Here is a 17,608-nt window from a genome sequence, read left to right on the forward strand (position 1 = left end):
ACTGTGGGAGCTCAGGCATTCCACTGTGCTGAAAACAACCGAGTCCGAACCCAAGGAAACCGTATGAGCCTGTCCCTCCTGAGCCGCTACGCCTTCTTTGCCGTGTGTGTGATATTCACCCTCGCCAGCCTGCCCTTTCTGCAACACGACTGGCTCTGGCCGATCACTGCCGTCACCGGCGTCCTCAGCCTCGTAGGGCTGTTCGATCTGCTGCAAAGCCCACACGCGGTGCGCCGCAATTATCCGATCCTGGGCAATATTCGCTATCTGGTGGAGGGCATTCGCCCGGAAATTCGCCAGTACCTGCTCGAATCCGACAGCGACGCCCTGCCCTTCTCCCGGGCCCAGCGTTCGCTGGTCTATTCACGAGCCAAGAATGAAAGTGCCGACAAACCCTTCGGCACGCTGATCGACGTCTATCAGTCGGGCTTCGAATTCATTGGCCATTCCATGCGCCCGGCGCCATTGAGCGACCCGAGCAGTTTCCGGGTAATGGTCGGCGGCCCGCAGTGCACCCAGCCATACTCGGCGTCGGTGTTCAACATTTCGGCCATGAGCTTCGGCTCCCTCAGCGCCAACGCCATTCGCGCATTGAACCAGGGCGCCAAACTCGGCAACTTCGCCCATGACACTGGCGAGGGCAGCATCAGCGCTTATCACCGGGAGAACGGCGGCGACCTGACCTGGGAACTGGGCAGCGGCTACTTCGGCTGCCGCACCGCCGATGGCCGCTTCGACCCTGAACGCTTCGCCGCCCAGGCGTCGAGCCCGCAAGTGCGGATGATTGAAATCAAGATGAGCCAAGGCGCCAAACCCGGCCATGGCGGGATCCTGCCCAAGCACAAGGTGACTCAGGAAATCGCCGAAACCCGCGGTATCCTGATGGGCGAAGACTGCATCTCGCCGTCGCGCCATAGCGCGTTTTCCACGCCGATCGAACTGATGCACTTCATCGCGCAACTGCGTGAACTGTCCGGCGGCAAACCGGTGGGCTTCAAGTTTTGCCTGGGCCACCCGTGGGAATTCATGGGCATCGCCAAGGCCATGCTGGAAACCGGCATCCTCCCGGACTTCATAGTGGTCGACGGCAAGGAAGGTGGCACCGGCGCCGCGCCTGTGGAGTTCACCGACCACATCGGCGTGCCAATGCGCGAAGGTTTGCTGTTCGTGCACAACACGCTGGTGGGCCTGAACCTGCGGGACAAAATCAAACTCGGTGCCAGCGGCAAGATCGTCAGCGCCTTCGACATCGCCAGCGTCCTGGCCATCGGCGCCGACTGGGCCAACTCCGCGCGCGGCTTCATGTTCGCCATCGGCTGCATCCAGTCGCAAAGCTGCCACACCAACAAATGCCCGACCGGCGTCGCCACCCAGGACGCTCTGCGTCAACGCGCCCTCGTGGTTCCAGACAAGGCGCAGCGCGTCTTTAACTTCCATCGCAATACGCTTAAAGCCCTGGCCGAAATGCTCGCCGCCGCGGGTCTCGATCATCCTTCACAGCTGTCGGCCAAGCATCTGGTGCGACGCATGTCGGCGACCGAGATCAAACTGTTCTCACAGTTGCATGTGTTCCTGAAACCGGGCGAGTTGCTCACCGGTGAAGTGAACGGCGAGTTTTACTCGCGGATGTGGCAGATGGCTCGGGCGGATAGTTTTGAGCCTAATGAACTGGCGGCTGCATAGGCCGTGTTTGCGCGCCAACCTCAGGGGTTGGCGCTTCCCCTCGGATGAACAATCGGGCTTCGCTGTCCCCTTCCTTCAGCATCTGCACCTGTTTCCAGTGTTTGGGAAACAAAGCGTCATGTTCAGGGCGAGCGTAACCCGTTACCCACCAGATCCGCTTGGCATTCAGTTTCAAGGTTGAAAAATCGTCGAAGAGAATCGAACGCAAATGACGGGGAATGAGTGCCCAGCCACCGTATTCGGCGGTTCCCCAAAGGGTGCCGGTCGGTGGTTTGAAGGCGTATAACCTCGGCTGAATACCGGTCGAGTTGTAGTACGTAAACGGCAAATACCAATACAGGTTATCCACAACGATCTCGTCACCCGGACGGACCTCGCGGCCAAGACCTGCGATCACGGCGTCCAGCCGTGCGTCTTTGCGAATGCTTGTCCCGTTCATCTCATCCGTTTGCGCGTAGACCGCCGAAAGCCCGTGTACTTCTGCCAATAAAACCAAAGCCATGGCGACAGTGGTGAGAACGGCGTGGCGTTGGCTCCATGCGTCCAGCGCGAGCGCAACGATAAGGGGCAACGCGGCGGCAGCGAACACTAGGTATCGGGCATTGAAAACCGGCACGATCAGCGACACCAGAAAAACGCTCAGCACCGGCACAAAAAAATAGCCCACCAATAAGATGCTGAAAGGTCGCTCATGGCGTGCCTTGAGCAGCGCCGCTGCGGCGCAAACAACGATCAACACCGAGGGCAACACACGCCATAAGGATGAAGGGCTGACCGCTCCCTCCATCATCACCAGTTGCCAAACGAAGGTCAGGGCTGTTTGCCAAGTGAGCGGCGGTATCCACTCGAGCCCGTCCATTCGCAGCAATTGATTGATGAGGTGAGGTACCCACGGCAGGTACAACACGACGATTGCGCTGTTGGCCAAGACCCACGCACGAATCGGTATTGCCATGGACCGACCGCCATCTCGCACTCGCCACCCACAAAGCCAATGCACCAAAACGCACAGCGCGGCGAAGTAATGCGTGTAGAAAGCTGCCGTCATCAACAGCACGTAAAAAACCGGATAACGTTTTTGATCCGGTACCTTGATCCAGCACACCAGCGCCACGGTCGCGCCCATCAGCCAGAAGCCGAGCAAGGTGTACATTCGTACTTCCTGGCTATAGCGCACCGATATCGGTAGCAATGCCAACAGCAATGCCGCTATCCAGGTCGCCTTTCGCGTCGTCACCAGGCTCATCAATTTAATGCACAGCAACAGCGTGCCGACATCGGCCAGTGCACTCAGGGATCGCGCAGCCAACACGCCATTGCCGAACAGCAACATCCAGAAATGCAGCAAAACGTAGTAAAGCGGCGGATGAACATCCCGCGCTGTCGTGGCCCAGATATACGCAGGTGAACCCTCGGCCAGCAGCAGGCTGTAGGCCTCGTCGTACCAGATGACCGGCACGGTGATGGCGTGAAACCTTGCACCCAACGCGAGGATTATCACCGCCACCAGACCTGCCTTGTCGGCCACTCGAGATAGAAAACTTTCGGGATGGATCAAAGAGGTAATCACCAGGCTCACCACTGCAGACTGGTGATCGGGGTCGGCTCTTTCATGATGATGAAACCGTAATCGCCCAGCAGATAGAGGCGATAGAACTTGCTCTCCACCAGCGGCGCATAACCCTGGTAACCCATCAGGGTCGCGTTACGCCGCTCCCTCTCCACCTCCACGTTGGTGATACCCGCCTTCGGCAGGTTTTCAGCCAGCATGAAAAAGTTGATGTTCAACAGATAATGCAAGACCGGCATCTGCTTGAACGAGCCGGCGGCCCCCACCAGCCAGTGATCGGAATAACTCACCGACAGATAAATGCGCTTGGCCTCGTGCAGTTGTCGATGGGCCGCAATGTCCTGCCCCAGGGAAAACAACGCGCTGGACGCGAAGGTGTTTTGCACCGTCAGCACGCGGCCATAAGCGTAGGACAGCGAAAGCATGGCCAGCAGAGGCACCGCCAACAGCAGCGGCAGCCGCTCATGGATGGACGTCAGCGCCAGATGGCTCAAATAGAACAACAGCACCAGCAACACCGCGAAACCCATCAAGGTTCTGGCGCCTTCATTGAAGTCGCGAAAAAACAGCGCAGCCCCCGACACCAGTAAAGTCACAACCGGCACCGTCAGCACGCACGCCAGGCCCATCACGATTTTTCTCAGCCCCGAGTCCTGGCGTTCAATCACGCTGCGGGCCAACCGTGCGCTGCCCACCAGGGCACACAACAGCAGCACGGCGAACACCCAAGTGAATCCACCGTGAAACAGCAGCGCGACTTTTTCCAGCACCCGGCCGATATTGATTTCAACTTGCAGCAAAGGCGCCGCCGCCCAGTTCAGCAACAAGGTGCGATCGTGATTCATGTACGGATAAGCCGTGACGCTGTAGATCAACCCGCCGAGCCCCACCTGCGCGAGTTTCCAGCCGATCAATTCGTACCATTGCCGCCAGGCCCACTTGTCATTCGCGCCCCTGAGCAGCTCCAGGCAACACAGGCCCAGAAACACATTCAGGCTCACCTGATAGAGCCCCAGCGCCAGCGCAATCAGGAAGGCCGGCACCAGCCACTGCAAAATGCGTGAGGGATGGCGAAAAGTGATCGCATAGATCACTGCCACCAGACTCAAGGCATTGGCCGGCCCGTCGTATTGATAAGACAGGTTCTGCAGGAAGAACGGGTTGTACCAGAGCGGCAACACCACCAGGCAGCAAGATATCGTCGGCTGCGGGTAGTAATGGAATGTCAGGCTGGTCAAGGCAAAGGCCATGGCCAGCGTGGCGATCAACAGCGGCAACGGAAAGATATTCGGCGCGCCATCGCTGAACGTCAGCAGGTTGTAGAACAGCTCGGTGAACAACCGCCCCTGCTCCGCCCAGGCAGTACCGGCCGACAGCGAGCGCCAGTTGTCATCGATGTAGGGATAGTCCGCGAGGATCAGCGGGATGACATAAATCAGGATCGCGATGAAGAAAAACAACCAGACCCGACGACGCCCGAGCTCTCTACTGAAAAAGTCGCCCAGTCTGCCCATGCTAAAGCCCGATCCGGTCTTTGCCGCCAATGACGTCTTTGACCACATAACGGGGCCGGTGCTTGGCTTCGATGTAGATGCGGCCGACATACTCACCGAGGATGCCGATGCCGATCAGTTGAACACCGCCGAGAAACAGAATGGCCGTCATCAGCGAGGGGTAACCGGGTACGCTGTTACCGAAGAAAATCTTGTCCAGCACCATGTACACCGCGTACAGCACCGCGAAGATCGAAATGCCGCCACCGATGTAAGTCCACAACCGCAACGGCACGGTGCTAAACGAAGTAATGCCTTCCAGCGCCAGGTTCCACAGTTTCCAGCCGTTGAACTTACTGCGTCCTGCCACTCGCCGGGCCCGTTCATATTCGACCACTGCCGTGGTGAACCCGGCCCAGGACAGAACGCCCTTCATGAACAACTGATGCTCGGGAAGTGCGCGAATCACATTGACCACCTTGCGGTCCATGAGCCGGAAATCCCCGACGTTTTCTTCGATCCGGGTGTAGGAAATTCTGTTCAGCAAATGATAGAAAAGCGATGCGCTGTGGCGTTTCAAATAACTGTCACTGTCACGATTGCGGCGTTTGGCGAGCACCACATCAGCGCCCTTTTGCCACTCGGCAATCAACTGCGGGATGACGCTGATCGGATCCTGCAGGTCCACGTCCATGGGGATCACCGCATCGCCGGTGGCGTATTCCAGCCCGGCAAACAACGCCGGTTCCTTGCCGAAGTTGCGCGAAAAGTTGATCAGCAATACCTGTTCATCGACCTGTGCCAGCGCCTTGGCTTGCTCAGCTGTTCGATCGGTGCTGCCATCGTTGATGAACACGATCTCGACCTCACACGGGTCAAGTTTCAATTCGCGACGCACCGCCTGATGGAACAGACTGATCGCCTGTTCTTCATTGAATACCGGGACAATCAGCGAAACTTTCACGTTTCACACTCCTGAAAATCGAAGTGTAGATGTTCGACAGACCGCCATCAGGGGGCGTTCTGGCGCGCGAACTGCCCGGCAGACCAACGGACACGCAGCCCCCTCCGTTCGCTATAGGCAGCTGAGACATTCGGTAATATCCAGCCTTTTGCAATTAGCCGCGAATCACGCCACCCTGCGCGCCGCTCCTACTCAACAACCCCGTTCAAGAGCCCGCCGTCATGACGTTTGAACGCGATCACCGAATCGACTTTTTTCGCGGCCTGGCCCTGATCTTCATCTTCTGGGATCACGTGCCGCAGAACCCGCTCGCGCAGTTCACGGTGCGCAACTTCGGCTTCAGCGATGCGGCGGAGATCTTCGTGTTCCTGGCCGGGTACGCGGCCGTGCTGGCCTACGGCAAAATCGCCCGGCGCGACGGCTTCATGGTCGCCACGGTGAAAATCCTGCGACGGGCCTGGGTGCTTTATGTAGTGCATATCTTTTTGCTGGCGCTGCTGATGGGTATCGTGTTTTTCGCCAACAGCCACGTGGAAACCCGCGACTTGGTGCAGGAAATGGGCTTGCAGTATTTCCTCAGCAATCCGCAGCAGGCGTTGATGGATGAGTTGTTGCTGCGTTTCAAGCCGAACCTGATGGACCCGTTGCCGCTGTACATTCTGTTGCTGCTCGGCCTGCCGCTGGTGCTGCCGATGCTGCTGCGCAAGGCTGAATACGTGGTGGGATTGTCGGTGGTTTTGTATCTGCTGGCGCCATGGCTCCAGTGGAACCTGGCGGGTACCGACGGTGGCGTGTGGTTTTTCAATCCGATGGCTTGGCAGCTGCTGTTTATTCTCGGGGGCGCGGCGGCGATTCACGGGCAAAGGCCTCGGGTGTCGCAACCTCGACCGCTGACTCGGCAGCCGGTTTTCATCGCCGCGCTGACCTATCTGGTGGTAACCGGCCTGATCGCACTGTCGTGGAAGTGGCCGACCGTGCATGACGCCTTCATGCCCCAACGGCTCGGCGAATGGCTCTATCCGATCAGCAAGACCAACCTTTCGCCAGCGCGCCTGCTGCACTTCCTCGCCCTCGCCTACGTCACCGCCAGGTTGTTGCCGGACACGGGCTGGGCGCGACATTGGCTGGCGCAACAAAGCTGTCGCATGGGTCGTTATTCGTTGGAAGTCTTCTGCTTTGGTGTGTTGCTGGCGCCGTTGGCAGACATGCTTAACGCCTTGGGTGGGAACACACTGGCAATGCAGATATTCAGTGCACTGCTGGGGGTCGGGTTGATGGCGCTGTTGGGGGCTTGGCTGGATTTCAACAAGCGGTTGAACCGGCCAATTGTGGTGACGGCAGCTTAAGATCAAAAGCCCCGATCATTCAGACCGGGGCTTTTGGCATTTCCGACGTTACGACTTACGAAGCCGAACGCACCGCGCCTTGCGACACATTGGTCGGTTGCAGCTTGAACACGTAGAACAACACCGTCAGCAGCACCAGGAAAGCAGGCCCGACATACAGCGCCACGCGAGTGTCCGGGAAGTACGCCATCAGGCCGACCACCAGCACCAAAAAGGCCAGTGCCAGGTAAGAACTGACCGGGTAGAGCCACATGCGGTATTTGAGGCCGGCACGTTCGCTGGCGCTCAGGCCTTTGCGGAACTTGAGTTGCGCCAGCAGGATCATCGCCCAGGTCCAGATCGCGCCGAAGGTGGCAATCGCGGTGACCCAGACGAAGACCTTTTCCGGTACCAGATAGTTAAGCAACACGCCCAACAGCAAGGCACCGATCGACAGCAGCAGCGCACGACGCGGCACGCCGTTGTTCGAGGTCTTGGCAAAACCGGCCGGGGCCTGGCCGTTCTGCGCCAGGCTGTAGAGCATACGCCCGGTGCTGAAGATGCCGCCGTTGCAGGACGACAGCGCAGCGGTGATCACCACGAAGTTGATGATGCCGGCGGCGGTCTTGATGCCCAGACGCTCGAAGGTCATCACAAACGGGCTGCCCTGGGTGCCGATTTCGTTCCACGGGTAGATCGACAGAATCACGAACAAGGCGCCGACGTAGAACAGCAGAATCCGCCAGAACACCGAGCCGATCGCATTGGGGATGGTCTTCTGCGGGTTCTTGGCTTCACCGGCGGTCAGGCCGATCATCTCGACACCGAGGTAGGCGAACATCACCATTTGCAGGGACATCAACACGCCTTGCACGCCGTTGGGCATGAAGCCGCCGTGGGCCCAGAGATTGGAAATCCCTAGCGCCACACCATCGTTGCCGAAACCGAAAGCAATGATGCCGATGCCACCGACCACCATCGCAATGATGGTGACGATCTTGATCAGGGCAAACCAGAATTCGAATTCACCGAAAGCTTTCACCGCGATCAGGTTGATCGAGCCCATGCTGACCAACGCCGCCAGTGCCCAGATCCAGCGCGGCACGTCGGGGAACCAGACGCCCATGTACACCGCCACCGCGGTGATTTCCGCGACGCAGGTCACCAGCCACAGGAACCAGTAGTTCCAGCCGGTCAGAAAGCCTGCCAATGGGCCAAGGTAGTCTTGTGCATAACGGCTGAACGAGCCGGCGACCGGGTTGTGCACGGCCATCTCGCCGAGGGCGCGCATGATCACCAGGATCGCCAGACCGCCAATGATGTAGGAGAGCATGATGGCCGGGCCGGCCATTTCGATGGCCTTGGCCGAACCCAGGAACAGGCCGACGCCGATACAGGCACCGAGCGCCATCAAGCGGATATGCCGTTCGCCGAGTTCGCGTTTAAGCGGGCCGCCCTGAGCGGTCTCGCCGTGAGGCAGGTGATTGCCGACTGGCATAGGTACAACCTCGTCTTGTTATTGGATTTGACCACCGAGTGTCGAAGCACCGACCGATAAGCCAGCGCTTCTGCGAAACCGGGCCAGCCTCATGGGCAGACCCGTCTTGCAGGACAAAACCTGCAAGATCAGCGGGCGTGCAGTATAAAAAGCTTCCAGTAGGGTTTTTCACTCTATAAACCACAACATTCAGCCATAACTCTCGGCAAAACCGGGGTTTTCGGAGGGGCATTACCTGACTGATGTAGGACTATTCGCCTTTAAAATGGCGCCGAGTATTGCACAGCAATGATGCGTCGTCATGCTCCTATGCAGGCAGCATTTACCTCTTTGAAGGGTCTAGCTCAGCTGTTACAGACGATAACCATCCCTGTGGCAAGGGCAGCTGTTAGTGGCGAGGGGGCTTGCCACGGGTAAGGGTGCATACTCGACATTTGGTTGTTCACAATTTTTTCACCAACCCCAACCACCGTCTAAGCTTCAAACAAGTCCGATCAATCTGCGTGAATGGATCAGTCGACTATGGGCGCTTTGTGGCAAACCGATTCGAGTAAAACTGTGGTTCCGACTGAACGAGTGGATGAAGCGCCTTTACCTGAGAAACCCCGTCGCTCCCGGCACGGCTGGGGGGCTTTCTGGTTGCTGCTGCTGATTATTGTGATTGTCCTCGGCCTCGCCGCGGCCAAGGAAATGCGCACCTCCAAGTTTCAGGCCCGGGAAATCAGCAAATATGCCGCCTCGCTGAAGTACGAGCTGCAGCCTGGCCCCAGCGACGCCATACGCTACCCTGGCGCAGGCCCTTTCGATCAGCGTTTGGGTTACAGCGCCATGGATGAATTTCTACCGCGCCTGCTCAAGCGCAATTACGTGGTGTCAGCACAAACCCGCTTTTCCCCGGCGCTGATGAAGTACAGCGACAAGGGCTTTTTCGTGCCCTATGCAGAGAAAATCCAGGCCGGGCTGTCGATCACCGATTGCCGCGCGGCCCCGCTTTACCAGTTCAAATACCCGCAACAACTCTATTCAAGCTTTGCGGCGATTCCTCCGGTGGTGGTCAACAGTTTGCTCTTCATCGAAAACCGCTTTTTGCTCGATCCCCGTCAGCCCTTGGCCAACCCCGCCGTGGACTGGCCACGGTTCGGCATGGCGGCGTGGTCACAGGTGGCCAAGTTGTTGCGCCTGCCCGGTCAGTCGGCGGGCGGCAGTACGCTGGCGACGCAACTTGAGAAATATCGACACTCGCCTGATGGCTTGACGGTGTCGGGGGCGGAGAAGATCCGGCAAATGATTTCCGCCAGCGTGCGGGCTTATCAGGCGGGGCCGGAAACCCTCCAGGCCCGGCAAAATGTAGTGCGTGACTACCTGAACAGTGTTCCGCTGTCGGCGGTACCTGGCCATGGCGAAGTGCATGGCATGGCCGAAGGTTTGCGCGTCTGGTACGGCGCCGATTTCAACAAGGCCAATGAACGGCTGACCAGCACCGAGACCGATCCGAAGAGTCTGTCGGAAAAAGGCTTGGCCCTGCGTGAAGTGCTGTCACTGATGATCGCTCAGCGCCGCCCTTCCCATTACCTGACCAAGGGCCGTGATGAATTGGCCAGTCTCACCGACAGCCATATTCGCCTGCTGGCACAAAATGGTGTGATCGACGCGCCACTCGCGACGGCGGCATTGGCCAGTAAAGTGACTTACCGCGACTGGGCCACCCAGCCCACCATTCAGCCAATCGAAACCAATAAGGGCATCAGTGTGGCGCGCAGCCGTCTGGCCGGTTTGCTCAACCGTCCGCTATATGACCTCGACCGCCTCGACCTGTCCGCTACCAGCACCCTGCAAGGCGAGCTGCAAACCCAGGCCACCGCCTACCTCAAGCATCTGGCCGACCCGGCCTATGCCGCGGAAATCGGCCTGATTGGCGAACGTCTGCTCACCCCTACCAGCACCACGCAGGTGCGCTACAGCTTCACTCTGTTTGAACTGACCCCGGACGGCTCACGGGTGCGGGTGCAGACCGACAGCACCGACCAGCCGTTCGACATCAACGAAGGCAGCAAGCTGGAACTGGGCTCCACCGCAAAAATGCGCGTGCTCACCACTTATCTGCAAATCATCGCCGAGCTGCACGAAAAGTACGCAGAGATGAGCATCCCTGAACTGAAAAAAGTCGAGGTCCCGGATCAGGACCGTCTGAGCCGCTGGGCCATCGATTACCTGATGCAGAACAAAGACCGCAATCTGCCGAACATGCTGGGCGCCGCGCTGGATCGAAAATACTCCGCCAGCCCCGGCGAAGCTTTTTTCACGGGTGGCGGGCTGCACACGTTCGTTAACTTTCGCAAGGAAGATAATGGCCGCCTGCCGACCCTGCGCGATGCCCTGCGTGAGTCGATCAACCTGCCGTTCATTCGCCTGATGCGCGACTTGGTGCGCTACAGCACCTATTCGGGCCCCAACAGCAGCGCCGAATTGCTCAAGGACGATCGCGACCCACGGCGTCAGGAATACCTGGCCTCATTCGCCGACAAGGAAGGCACCTCGTTTCTGCTGAAGTTCTGGAAGAAATACCGCAACAAAGACACCCAGGCGCGGCTCGAAACCTTTCTCGACGGCATGCGCCCGACCCCGATTCGCATGGCCGCCGTGCATCGTTACCTATTCCCCCAAGCCGACCAGGAAAGCTTCAATACCTTCGTGCGCTCGCACCTCAAAGGCGCCAAGCTTAAAGAAAAACTGACCGACGAACGCCTCGAACGCCTCTACCTCAGCTACGGCCCCGGCAGCTACGATCTGCCGGACCAGGGCTTCATCGCCAAGGTGCACCCGCTCGATCTGTGGCTGATCGGCTATCTGTTGAACAACCCGGACGCCAAGTTCAGCCAGATCGTCAAAGCCAGCCAGTTCGAGCGTCAGGAAGTCTATAGCTGGCTGTTCAAGAGCCGACACAAGGGTGCCCGCGACAGCCGAATCCGCACCATGCTGGAGATCGAGGCGTTCCTCGACATTCACCAGCGCTGGCAGAAAGTCGGGTATCCGTTCGATCATCTGGTGCCCTCACTGGCCACCGCCATCGGCAGTTCCGGCGACCGGCCGGCGGCATTGGCGGAGTTGATCGGTACCATCCTCAATGACGGTGTGCGCATGCCGACGTTGCGTGTCGACAGCCTGCACTTCGCGGCAAATACACCGTATGAAACCAAATTGATCAATGATCCTGACGTTGGCAAACGGGTCATGCCATCCGAAGTCGCCACGGCCATGCGCGAAGCCTTGTCACAGGTGGTGGATGCCGGTACGGCCAAACGGGTGTCCGGCAGTTTTGTAACTCCGGATGGCAAACCGTTGGCGATGGGCGGCAAAACGGGCACCGGGGATAACCGCATCGAAGCCGTCGGTTCTGGTGGGCGGATTCTGAGCTCGAAATCGATCAACCGCACCGCGACCTTCGTGTTCTTTATCGGTGATACCCACTTCGGCACCATGACCGCGTTCGTGCCCGGGCGCACGGCCGAAGCCTTCAAATTCACCTCGGCGTTGCCGGTGCAGGTGCTCAAGGGCATGGCGCCGATCCTGACGCCGTATCTGCAACCGGGCAGCGCTTCACAATGCCGCCCGGTGCAAGGTTCGTCCCTGGCGGTAGCCGATACGGGTAAACCTCATTGAACAGTCCCTGCCAGCATTTGCAGCAGCACTCGATTGCCCGCCCCTGTCATTCGAATGTCAGCGCTTGCGATATCGCCATTTCCCCCGCAGCAGGTGGTATTTAGTTATTTTTCATATTCGAATATTCAACGGGTTACAGGCAAGAAGCACCGTTCCAGCACAGATATTCAGACTTTTTTTTTGAGCCCCGACCGGTAGGCTGATCACTCCTATAACAATCAAGGATGATTGCCATGACCGACACCCCCACGCCTGCCAAAAACACCAATAAGGGGCGGCACTACGAGTTCATCAAGAACAACATCAACGACACTTTTAAAACCGCCACGATCAGCAGAGCCCGGGCGCTGGCGGCCACTGGATTGAAGATCGAGCCGTGGTACGCCACCGCGCTCGCCGCCCATCTGAACGCAGCGAACCTCAAGGCCTGGAGCTCGCAGAACCAGGTCGATCAGCTGTTCGAAAAATTGCAGGACATCCATTCGTTTGCCGCTCCCCTGCTCCAGGCGAAGCTCAAGGAGCGCTACGGCGTCGAGCATGACGTGAAGACGACCTGCTTGCGCCTGTACATCCCTAAAGAAACCCCTTGGTACGCGATTGATCTGTCGGGCGGAGTCACGACCCGAACCGTTTCCCTGCTGGATGCGGCGCTGCATAACTTCGCACAGACCGAAACGGTCGATGCCGGCTCGGAGTTCATCACTCAACCCGACAAACGCGGGCACTTCGATGTCCTTCCAATCAAACAAAAAATGACCATCAAACAGTTCCAGGCGCTGTGCCGGGAACTGGATATTGGCGCGCGCTACAAGGCACATCTCGAAAGCTTTCTGCTGCCCGGCGAACCGGTTGCCGAAGCCTTCATGAAGCACAAGGTGACCGAAAGTCAGAAAGACGCACTCACCGTCGCCGCGCAGCTGGCGTTGATGAACGGGGATATCCAGTACGATGCGTACAAGCTGATGCTGGATCTGGCACAGGACAAACCTCAACTACTCCTCAATGGCAGACAGATGCAGTGCTGCGACCTGTCCATGATGGAGACGCGTCTGACCGGAGTGGTCCTGTTGATTCCCGCCAAGCAGGACAGCAAAGGCATTCGACGGCTCATTGTGTATGTTCCCCATGACCCTGAACATCCGCTGAAGGAGTACGAATCGCCGCAGGCGTTCACGAATGAACTGGCGCGCCAATTGCGCGAAGACAAAATTGCCGCTTCATCGCAGCTGAGCTATCGACAATTCTTCAGTCAGTTCGTCGATCAGCAACAGCGCGGGCACTTTTTCGCCGAGCTCGAGCAATGTCTCTTTACCGTCAAATGGCACACGAAAGAGGATCCGACGGATCAGCGTCCGGCGTGGCGCAAGGAGCCCGTGCTTCACCCCCGCTTGCGACTCCAGCACGTGCCACTGCCCCGGAATTACTGGAGACACGCCTACCAGCAAAAGCTCAACAAGATCCTCAACGATGCTCGGGAAATCGCCGTGTTCACCGCAGACACGGACTCCAGGGCGCGCTGGGCCTGGTGGGATAACCTCAAGAAAATCGTATCGGACATTTTCAACGCCGCCCTGTTGATCGCCACGCCGTTCGTACCGGGATTGGGCGAACTGATGATGGCCTATACCGTTTATCAACTGACCAGCGACGTCATCGAGGGGATCGTCGACCTGGCCGAAGGCCTCGGGAGCGAAGCGGCCGAGCATGTGATCGGCGTGGTGACGGATGTCATTCAACTGGCTACGTTTGGGGCGGCCGCTGAGATCGGCATCGCTTTTCGTCTCAAGCTGTCGCCGTTGGTCGAGGGCATGAAACCCGTACGGTTGCCCGATGGCAAACCCTCGTTGTGGCATCCCGACCTCGCCCCTTACGAACAGAAGAACCTCACCCTCTCGACTGACTCGCAACCCGACAAGCTCGGCCTGCATCGACACGCCAATCAGGACATCCTGCGGATAAAACCCAAACTCTATTGCGTAGAAAAAGCATCGAAAGACCCGACATCCAATACTCACCGAGTCAAACACCCCACCCGCCCCAATGCCTACGCGCCGAAAATAGAACATAACGGCCACGGCGCCTGGGTGCACGAGGGGGAGAATCCGCAAAACTGGGAAGGCGAGACATTGATGCGCCGCCTCGGCCACAGCGTCGATCGCTTTTCGCCCACCGAGCTGGAGCAGATCCGCATCAGCAGCGGCACTGATAACAATGAGCTGCGCCGGATGCATGTCGACAACCGTCCGCCACCGCCACTGCTGGCCGACGCCATCAAGCGCTACAGCGCGTATGACGAGGTGCGGACAGTCCGTGAGAACATCCGCGCCGGCCGACCGATCGACCCACAATCCGTCTGGTTTGAACCGCTGCTGACCAGCCTGCCCGGATGGCCGCGCGAGCGAGCGCTGAAGGTGTATCAAAACGCTGACTTGACGGGGCCCTCACGCCAGTATGGCAACGCCCACGCCACCGAAGCCGATACCCTGAGCATCAGTCTCACGCATGTCATGTCCGGCAAACTGCCCGAACGCGTCGTGGGCTTTCTGAATGAGACCGAGATCAACACCCTGCTCGGTCGCGACATACCAAGCGCCGAACGCCCCCAGGCATTGCGCGATCGACTGGCGGGTGCCATCGCGGCACGTAAAGGCGAGCTAACCCGGCGCGTGTACCAGGCTGGAGAACGGTCGAACAAAATGGATGTCCGCTTGCTCAAGCAAGCGTTCCCGGACATGCCGCTCACCCTCACGGAAACAGTCCTGGCTCAAGCCCGGCCAGACGAACTGCAGAGAATGGTCGATGAAAATCGCCTGCCGCTACGAATCAAAACCCAGGCCCGCGAAGCGAATGTCGAAGCCGCCACCGCTCGCGCCTACGACGGCTTTTATCACGATGAACAGGTGGTACCGGACACCGAACGGTTGACGCTGAACACGCTCAAATTCAATTCCGACAGTTTCGGCGATTTGCGCATCGAAGTACGAGACGGCACCTATGACGGCACGCTGCGCTGCAGCGTCGGCCCACAAGACGCCTCGACGGTCAGACGGTTGGGCAGAGATGAGCACGGCCAGTACGAGGTGCTCGATGGAACCAACAGGAAACTGTATGACGCCGACAACTTCTACGAATCGATCCTGCGTGCCCTGCCTGCCGACCAGCGCGCGGCATTAGGTTATCAACGGGGTCAGGGGCGTCTGCTCAAAGTGTGGATCATGGAAAAATCCGCCTCGCCGGCCGAACGCCGCGTGTCACTGGCAGAACCGCCCATTCGCCCCGTTGCCACGCTTGAAACCGTCAACCTGGTGCGTGGTCCGGCCCTGTCCAGAGCGGCAAGAACCCCGGAAGAAAAGGTCAGGAACCTGTACCCGACATTAAGCGAACAGGAGGCGAGCAGCATCGTTGAATCCTTGCGCACCAAGGGCGATCCCGATCAGGCGATCGACCTGCTCAGAGACGAACTCGCCGAGCTGCGCAAAATACTGGACCTGTGGCATGAAAACCAACTACTCATGAGCGCCCCGGATGTCATTGACCCCGCCAGGAAGATGGTGGCCTTCAACCACACGGGCGGAAGGCACATTTCAGAACGGTTCCTTGAGTGCTTCGAACGCAGAGGCGAGGCATTCGGCGAACGCGGCAACCATCCAGAACGTGGCTATACCCTGGACTTGTCCTCCCAACTCTTGAGCCCCAAGCTCGATCGTTGGTGGAAGGAATTGCTTGAACTGCCGAATATCAAAAAATACCTCGACCAGATTACTGTGCTGAATCTGGATAACACCCGCTTTTCTACCGGCGCCGAAGGCCTGTTGAACGACTTCACCAACGTTCGTCATTTCAGTGCCCGCCGATGTGGGCTGACCAGGTTGCCGCCGAGTATCGGCAAGATGCATTTTCTCGAGACCCTGCGTCTGACAAACAATGCAATCATGCTGACGCCTGAGTCTGTCGGGCTGTTGAGAGACCTCACTCGCCTGGAAACACTAAGGCTGGATTTTAATCCGCTGGTGCAGCCTCCGGATGTCGGCCGCATGCCCAGATTAAAAATACTGAGCCTGATCAGAACCGGTATCGACACCTGGCCGGAAGGTCTCTTCAGTGACGGGATTATCCAGAAACCTCGCCCGCGGGGGTTTTTTCTCGACCTGCGCGACTGTCCGATCAAACACATACCCGATGTCACTCCAGGCTCCGGGCATGCCTTCATCGTGGCCCGCACACGCCTTGATGCAACGAAGCTTTCCGATGCCGAGCGGTTCCGTTATGAAGACTATCGCCGGTCCGTAGGCCTTGCTCCGCAACAAACCTATGAACAGGTGGCGGCCGATGAGATATCGCATTGGCGATCGTTGCCGGACGATTCAGCGTTTTATAGTCCATCGTCGGGGGTCGGCACCTACAGGGAAGAGTCCTGGCACGATCTGGCGGCTGAGCCTGACTCCACCGATTTTTTCAAAGTGATCCGCAAGCAGAGAGAAAGCCAGGATTACCGGGACGCTAAATCGCGCTGGCAACTGACCAGGCGGGTCTGGCAGATGATCGATGCCGCCGCTCTGGACACCCACCTGCGCGAGGAACTGTTCAAACAAGCCAGTCACCCTGAGACCTGCGCTGACGCCGGGTCTCAACTGTTCAACAACATGGGGATCAAAGTGCTGGTGTCGCAGGCGCATGCGGAGTCGACGTCTGCCGTGGTTCTCGAAAACAAGCTGGTCAAACTGGCCAGGAGCGCTGCACGCCTGGAACGCGTGGGCGATATTGCCAGAGCCGAGATCCGTGAACAGCAGAAAAGATTTGACCTCGATCCCAGACTCGACCCGCCGGATGATGTGGAAGTGCACCTGGCCTACGAAACGGGGCTGGCCAAGCGTCTGGATTTACCCTGGCAGTCTGAAGACTTGCGGTATCGAAAGCGAGCGGGCTTGTCGCCCGATGCAATCGACAAGGCCTACGATACGGTGATCGAACGCGAGAAAGGTGATGGGTTGGTCAACGGGATGATCGATTTATTCGAAAACCCGTTCTGGGAGCAACATTTGCAAAAAACCCACCCGGATCAGTTCCAGGCCAATGACAGGCTGTTCGAAAAGAAGCAACAGCAGCTCGAAGAACTGCGCGAGGCTCAAAACGAATGGGCAAAAAACCAGGATCCGACACAAACAACCAGGCTCCACCGCAGACTGGAAGATCTGGCCCGAGCGCTGAACGTTCCAGAACAAGAAGTTTTCCGTCGCGAGGAAATGAGCACAGGGTTCTATGACAGGCTGGTGCAGGATATTGGCTACGCTCGAAACGAGTTGGCCAGACGACTGACCCGCGAAGCGTTGGCAAAAGTCGGATTGAGATAATTTCACCCTGAAACTTGCGTCACTCAAAATGCCCAACTGTGAAAGCGGGCTTGCACGCTTTCAC

General features: G+C 58.3%; 8 protein-coding genes. 4 read left to right on the forward strand and 4 right to left on the reverse strand.

Going from position 1 to position 17,608, the window contains the following annotated elements; genetic code table 11:
• Positions 1-63: 63 nt before the first annotated feature.
• Positions 64-1,683: an FMN-binding glutamate synthase family protein gene (locus PSH97_RS22360; RefSeq protein ID WP_305446738.1), complete on the forward strand. Its 1,620-nt coding sequence runs from the start codon at positions 64-66 to the stop codon at positions 1,681-1,683.
• On the opposite strand, the gene PSH97_RS22365 is transcribed toward PSH97_RS22360, so the two are convergent.
• Genes PSH97_RS22365 through PSH97_RS22375 form a run of 3 tightly spaced genes read right to left on the reverse strand, consistent with a single transcriptional unit; the run spans position 1,661 to position 5,710 of the window.
• Entirely contained in the window at positions 1,661-3,250 is a 1,590-nt protein-coding gene (locus PSH97_RS22365; RefSeq protein ID WP_407682190.1) for a glycosyltransferase family 39 protein, read from the reverse strand. The genes PSH97_RS22360 and PSH97_RS22365 overlap by 23 nt on opposite strands.
• Before the next feature lie 8 nt (positions 3,251-3,258).
• Positions 3,259-4,767: a glucosyltransferase domain-containing protein gene (locus PSH97_RS22370; RefSeq protein ID WP_305446740.1), complete on the reverse strand. Its 1,509-nt coding sequence runs from the start codon at positions 4,765-4,767 to the stop codon at positions 3,259-3,261.
• A 1-nt stretch (position 4,768) separates the two neighbouring features.
• On the reverse strand, positions 4,769-5,710 hold the full coding sequence (locus PSH97_RS22375; protein ID WP_123719383.1) for a glycosyltransferase family 2 protein: 942 nt from the start codon (positions 5,708-5,710) through the stop codon (positions 4,769-4,771).
• Between the two features lie 221 nt (positions 5,711-5,931).
• Between PSH97_RS22375 and PSH97_RS22380 the strand changes: the two genes are divergently transcribed.
• Complete coding sequence (locus PSH97_RS22380; protein ID WP_305446741.1) at positions 5,932-7,056, forward strand: OpgC family protein; 1,125 nt, start codon at positions 5,932-5,934, stop codon at positions 7,054-7,056.
• Between the two features lie 55 nt (positions 7,057-7,111).
• Here the strand turns inward: PSH97_RS22380 and PSH97_RS22385 are convergent, their stop codons facing one another.
• Positions 7,112-8,533 carry an amino acid permease gene (locus PSH97_RS22385; RefSeq protein ID WP_305446742.1) on the reverse strand — a complete coding sequence of 474 codons (1,422 nt, stop codon included), beginning with the start codon at positions 8,531-8,533 and terminating at the stop codon, positions 7,112-7,114.
• A gap of 522 nt (positions 8,534-9,055) precedes the next feature.
• Between PSH97_RS22385 and PSH97_RS22390 the strand changes: the two genes are divergently transcribed.
• Together PSH97_RS22390 and PSH97_RS22395 are read left to right on the forward strand one after the other, a co-directional pair.
• Positions 9,056-12,193, forward strand: a complete 3,138-nt coding sequence (locus PSH97_RS22390; protein ID WP_305446744.1) for a transglycosylase domain-containing protein — start codon at positions 9,056-9,058, stop codon at positions 12,191-12,193.
• Between the two features lie 233 nt (positions 12,194-12,426).
• Positions 12,427-17,544 carry an NEL-type E3 ubiquitin ligase domain-containing protein gene (locus tag PSH97_RS22395; protein WP_305446745.1) on the forward strand — a complete coding sequence of 1,706 codons (5,118 nt, stop codon included), beginning with the start codon at positions 12,427-12,429 and terminating at the stop codon, positions 17,542-17,544.
• The last annotated feature ends 64 nt before the right edge of the window (positions 17,545-17,608 follow it).

Origin of the sequence: Pseudomonas cucumis (assembly GCF_030687935.1) — a bacterium.
GTDB lineage: Bacteria > Pseudomonadota > Gammaproteobacteria > Pseudomonadales > Pseudomonadaceae > Aquipseudomonas > Aquipseudomonas cucumis.

Excerpts from the sequence above, each read along its gene's own strand:
- PSH97_RS22395 (WP_305446745.1), top strand. The coding sequence starts at position 12,427 with ATGACCGACACCCCCACGCCTGCCAAAAACACCAATAAGGGGCGGCAC.
- PSH97_RS22360 (WP_305446738.1), top strand. The coding sequence starts at position 64 with ATGAGCCTGTCCCTCCTGAGCCGCTACGCCTTCTTTGCCGTGTGTGTG.
- PSH97_RS22390 (WP_305446744.1), top strand. The coding sequence starts at position 9,056 with ATGGGCGCTTTGTGGCAAACCGATTCGAGTAAAACTGTGGTTCCGACT.
- PSH97_RS22370 (WP_305446740.1), bottom strand. The coding sequence starts at position 4,767 with ATGGGCAGACTGGGCGACTTTTTCAGTAGAGAGCTCGGGCGTCGTCGG.
- PSH97_RS22380 (WP_305446741.1), top strand. The coding sequence starts at position 5,932 with ATGACGTTTGAACGCGATCACCGAATCGACTTTTTTCGCGGCCTGGCC.
- PSH97_RS22385 (WP_305446742.1), bottom strand. The coding sequence starts at position 8,533 with ATGCCAGTCGGCAATCACCTGCCTCACGGCGAGACCGCTCAGGGCGGC.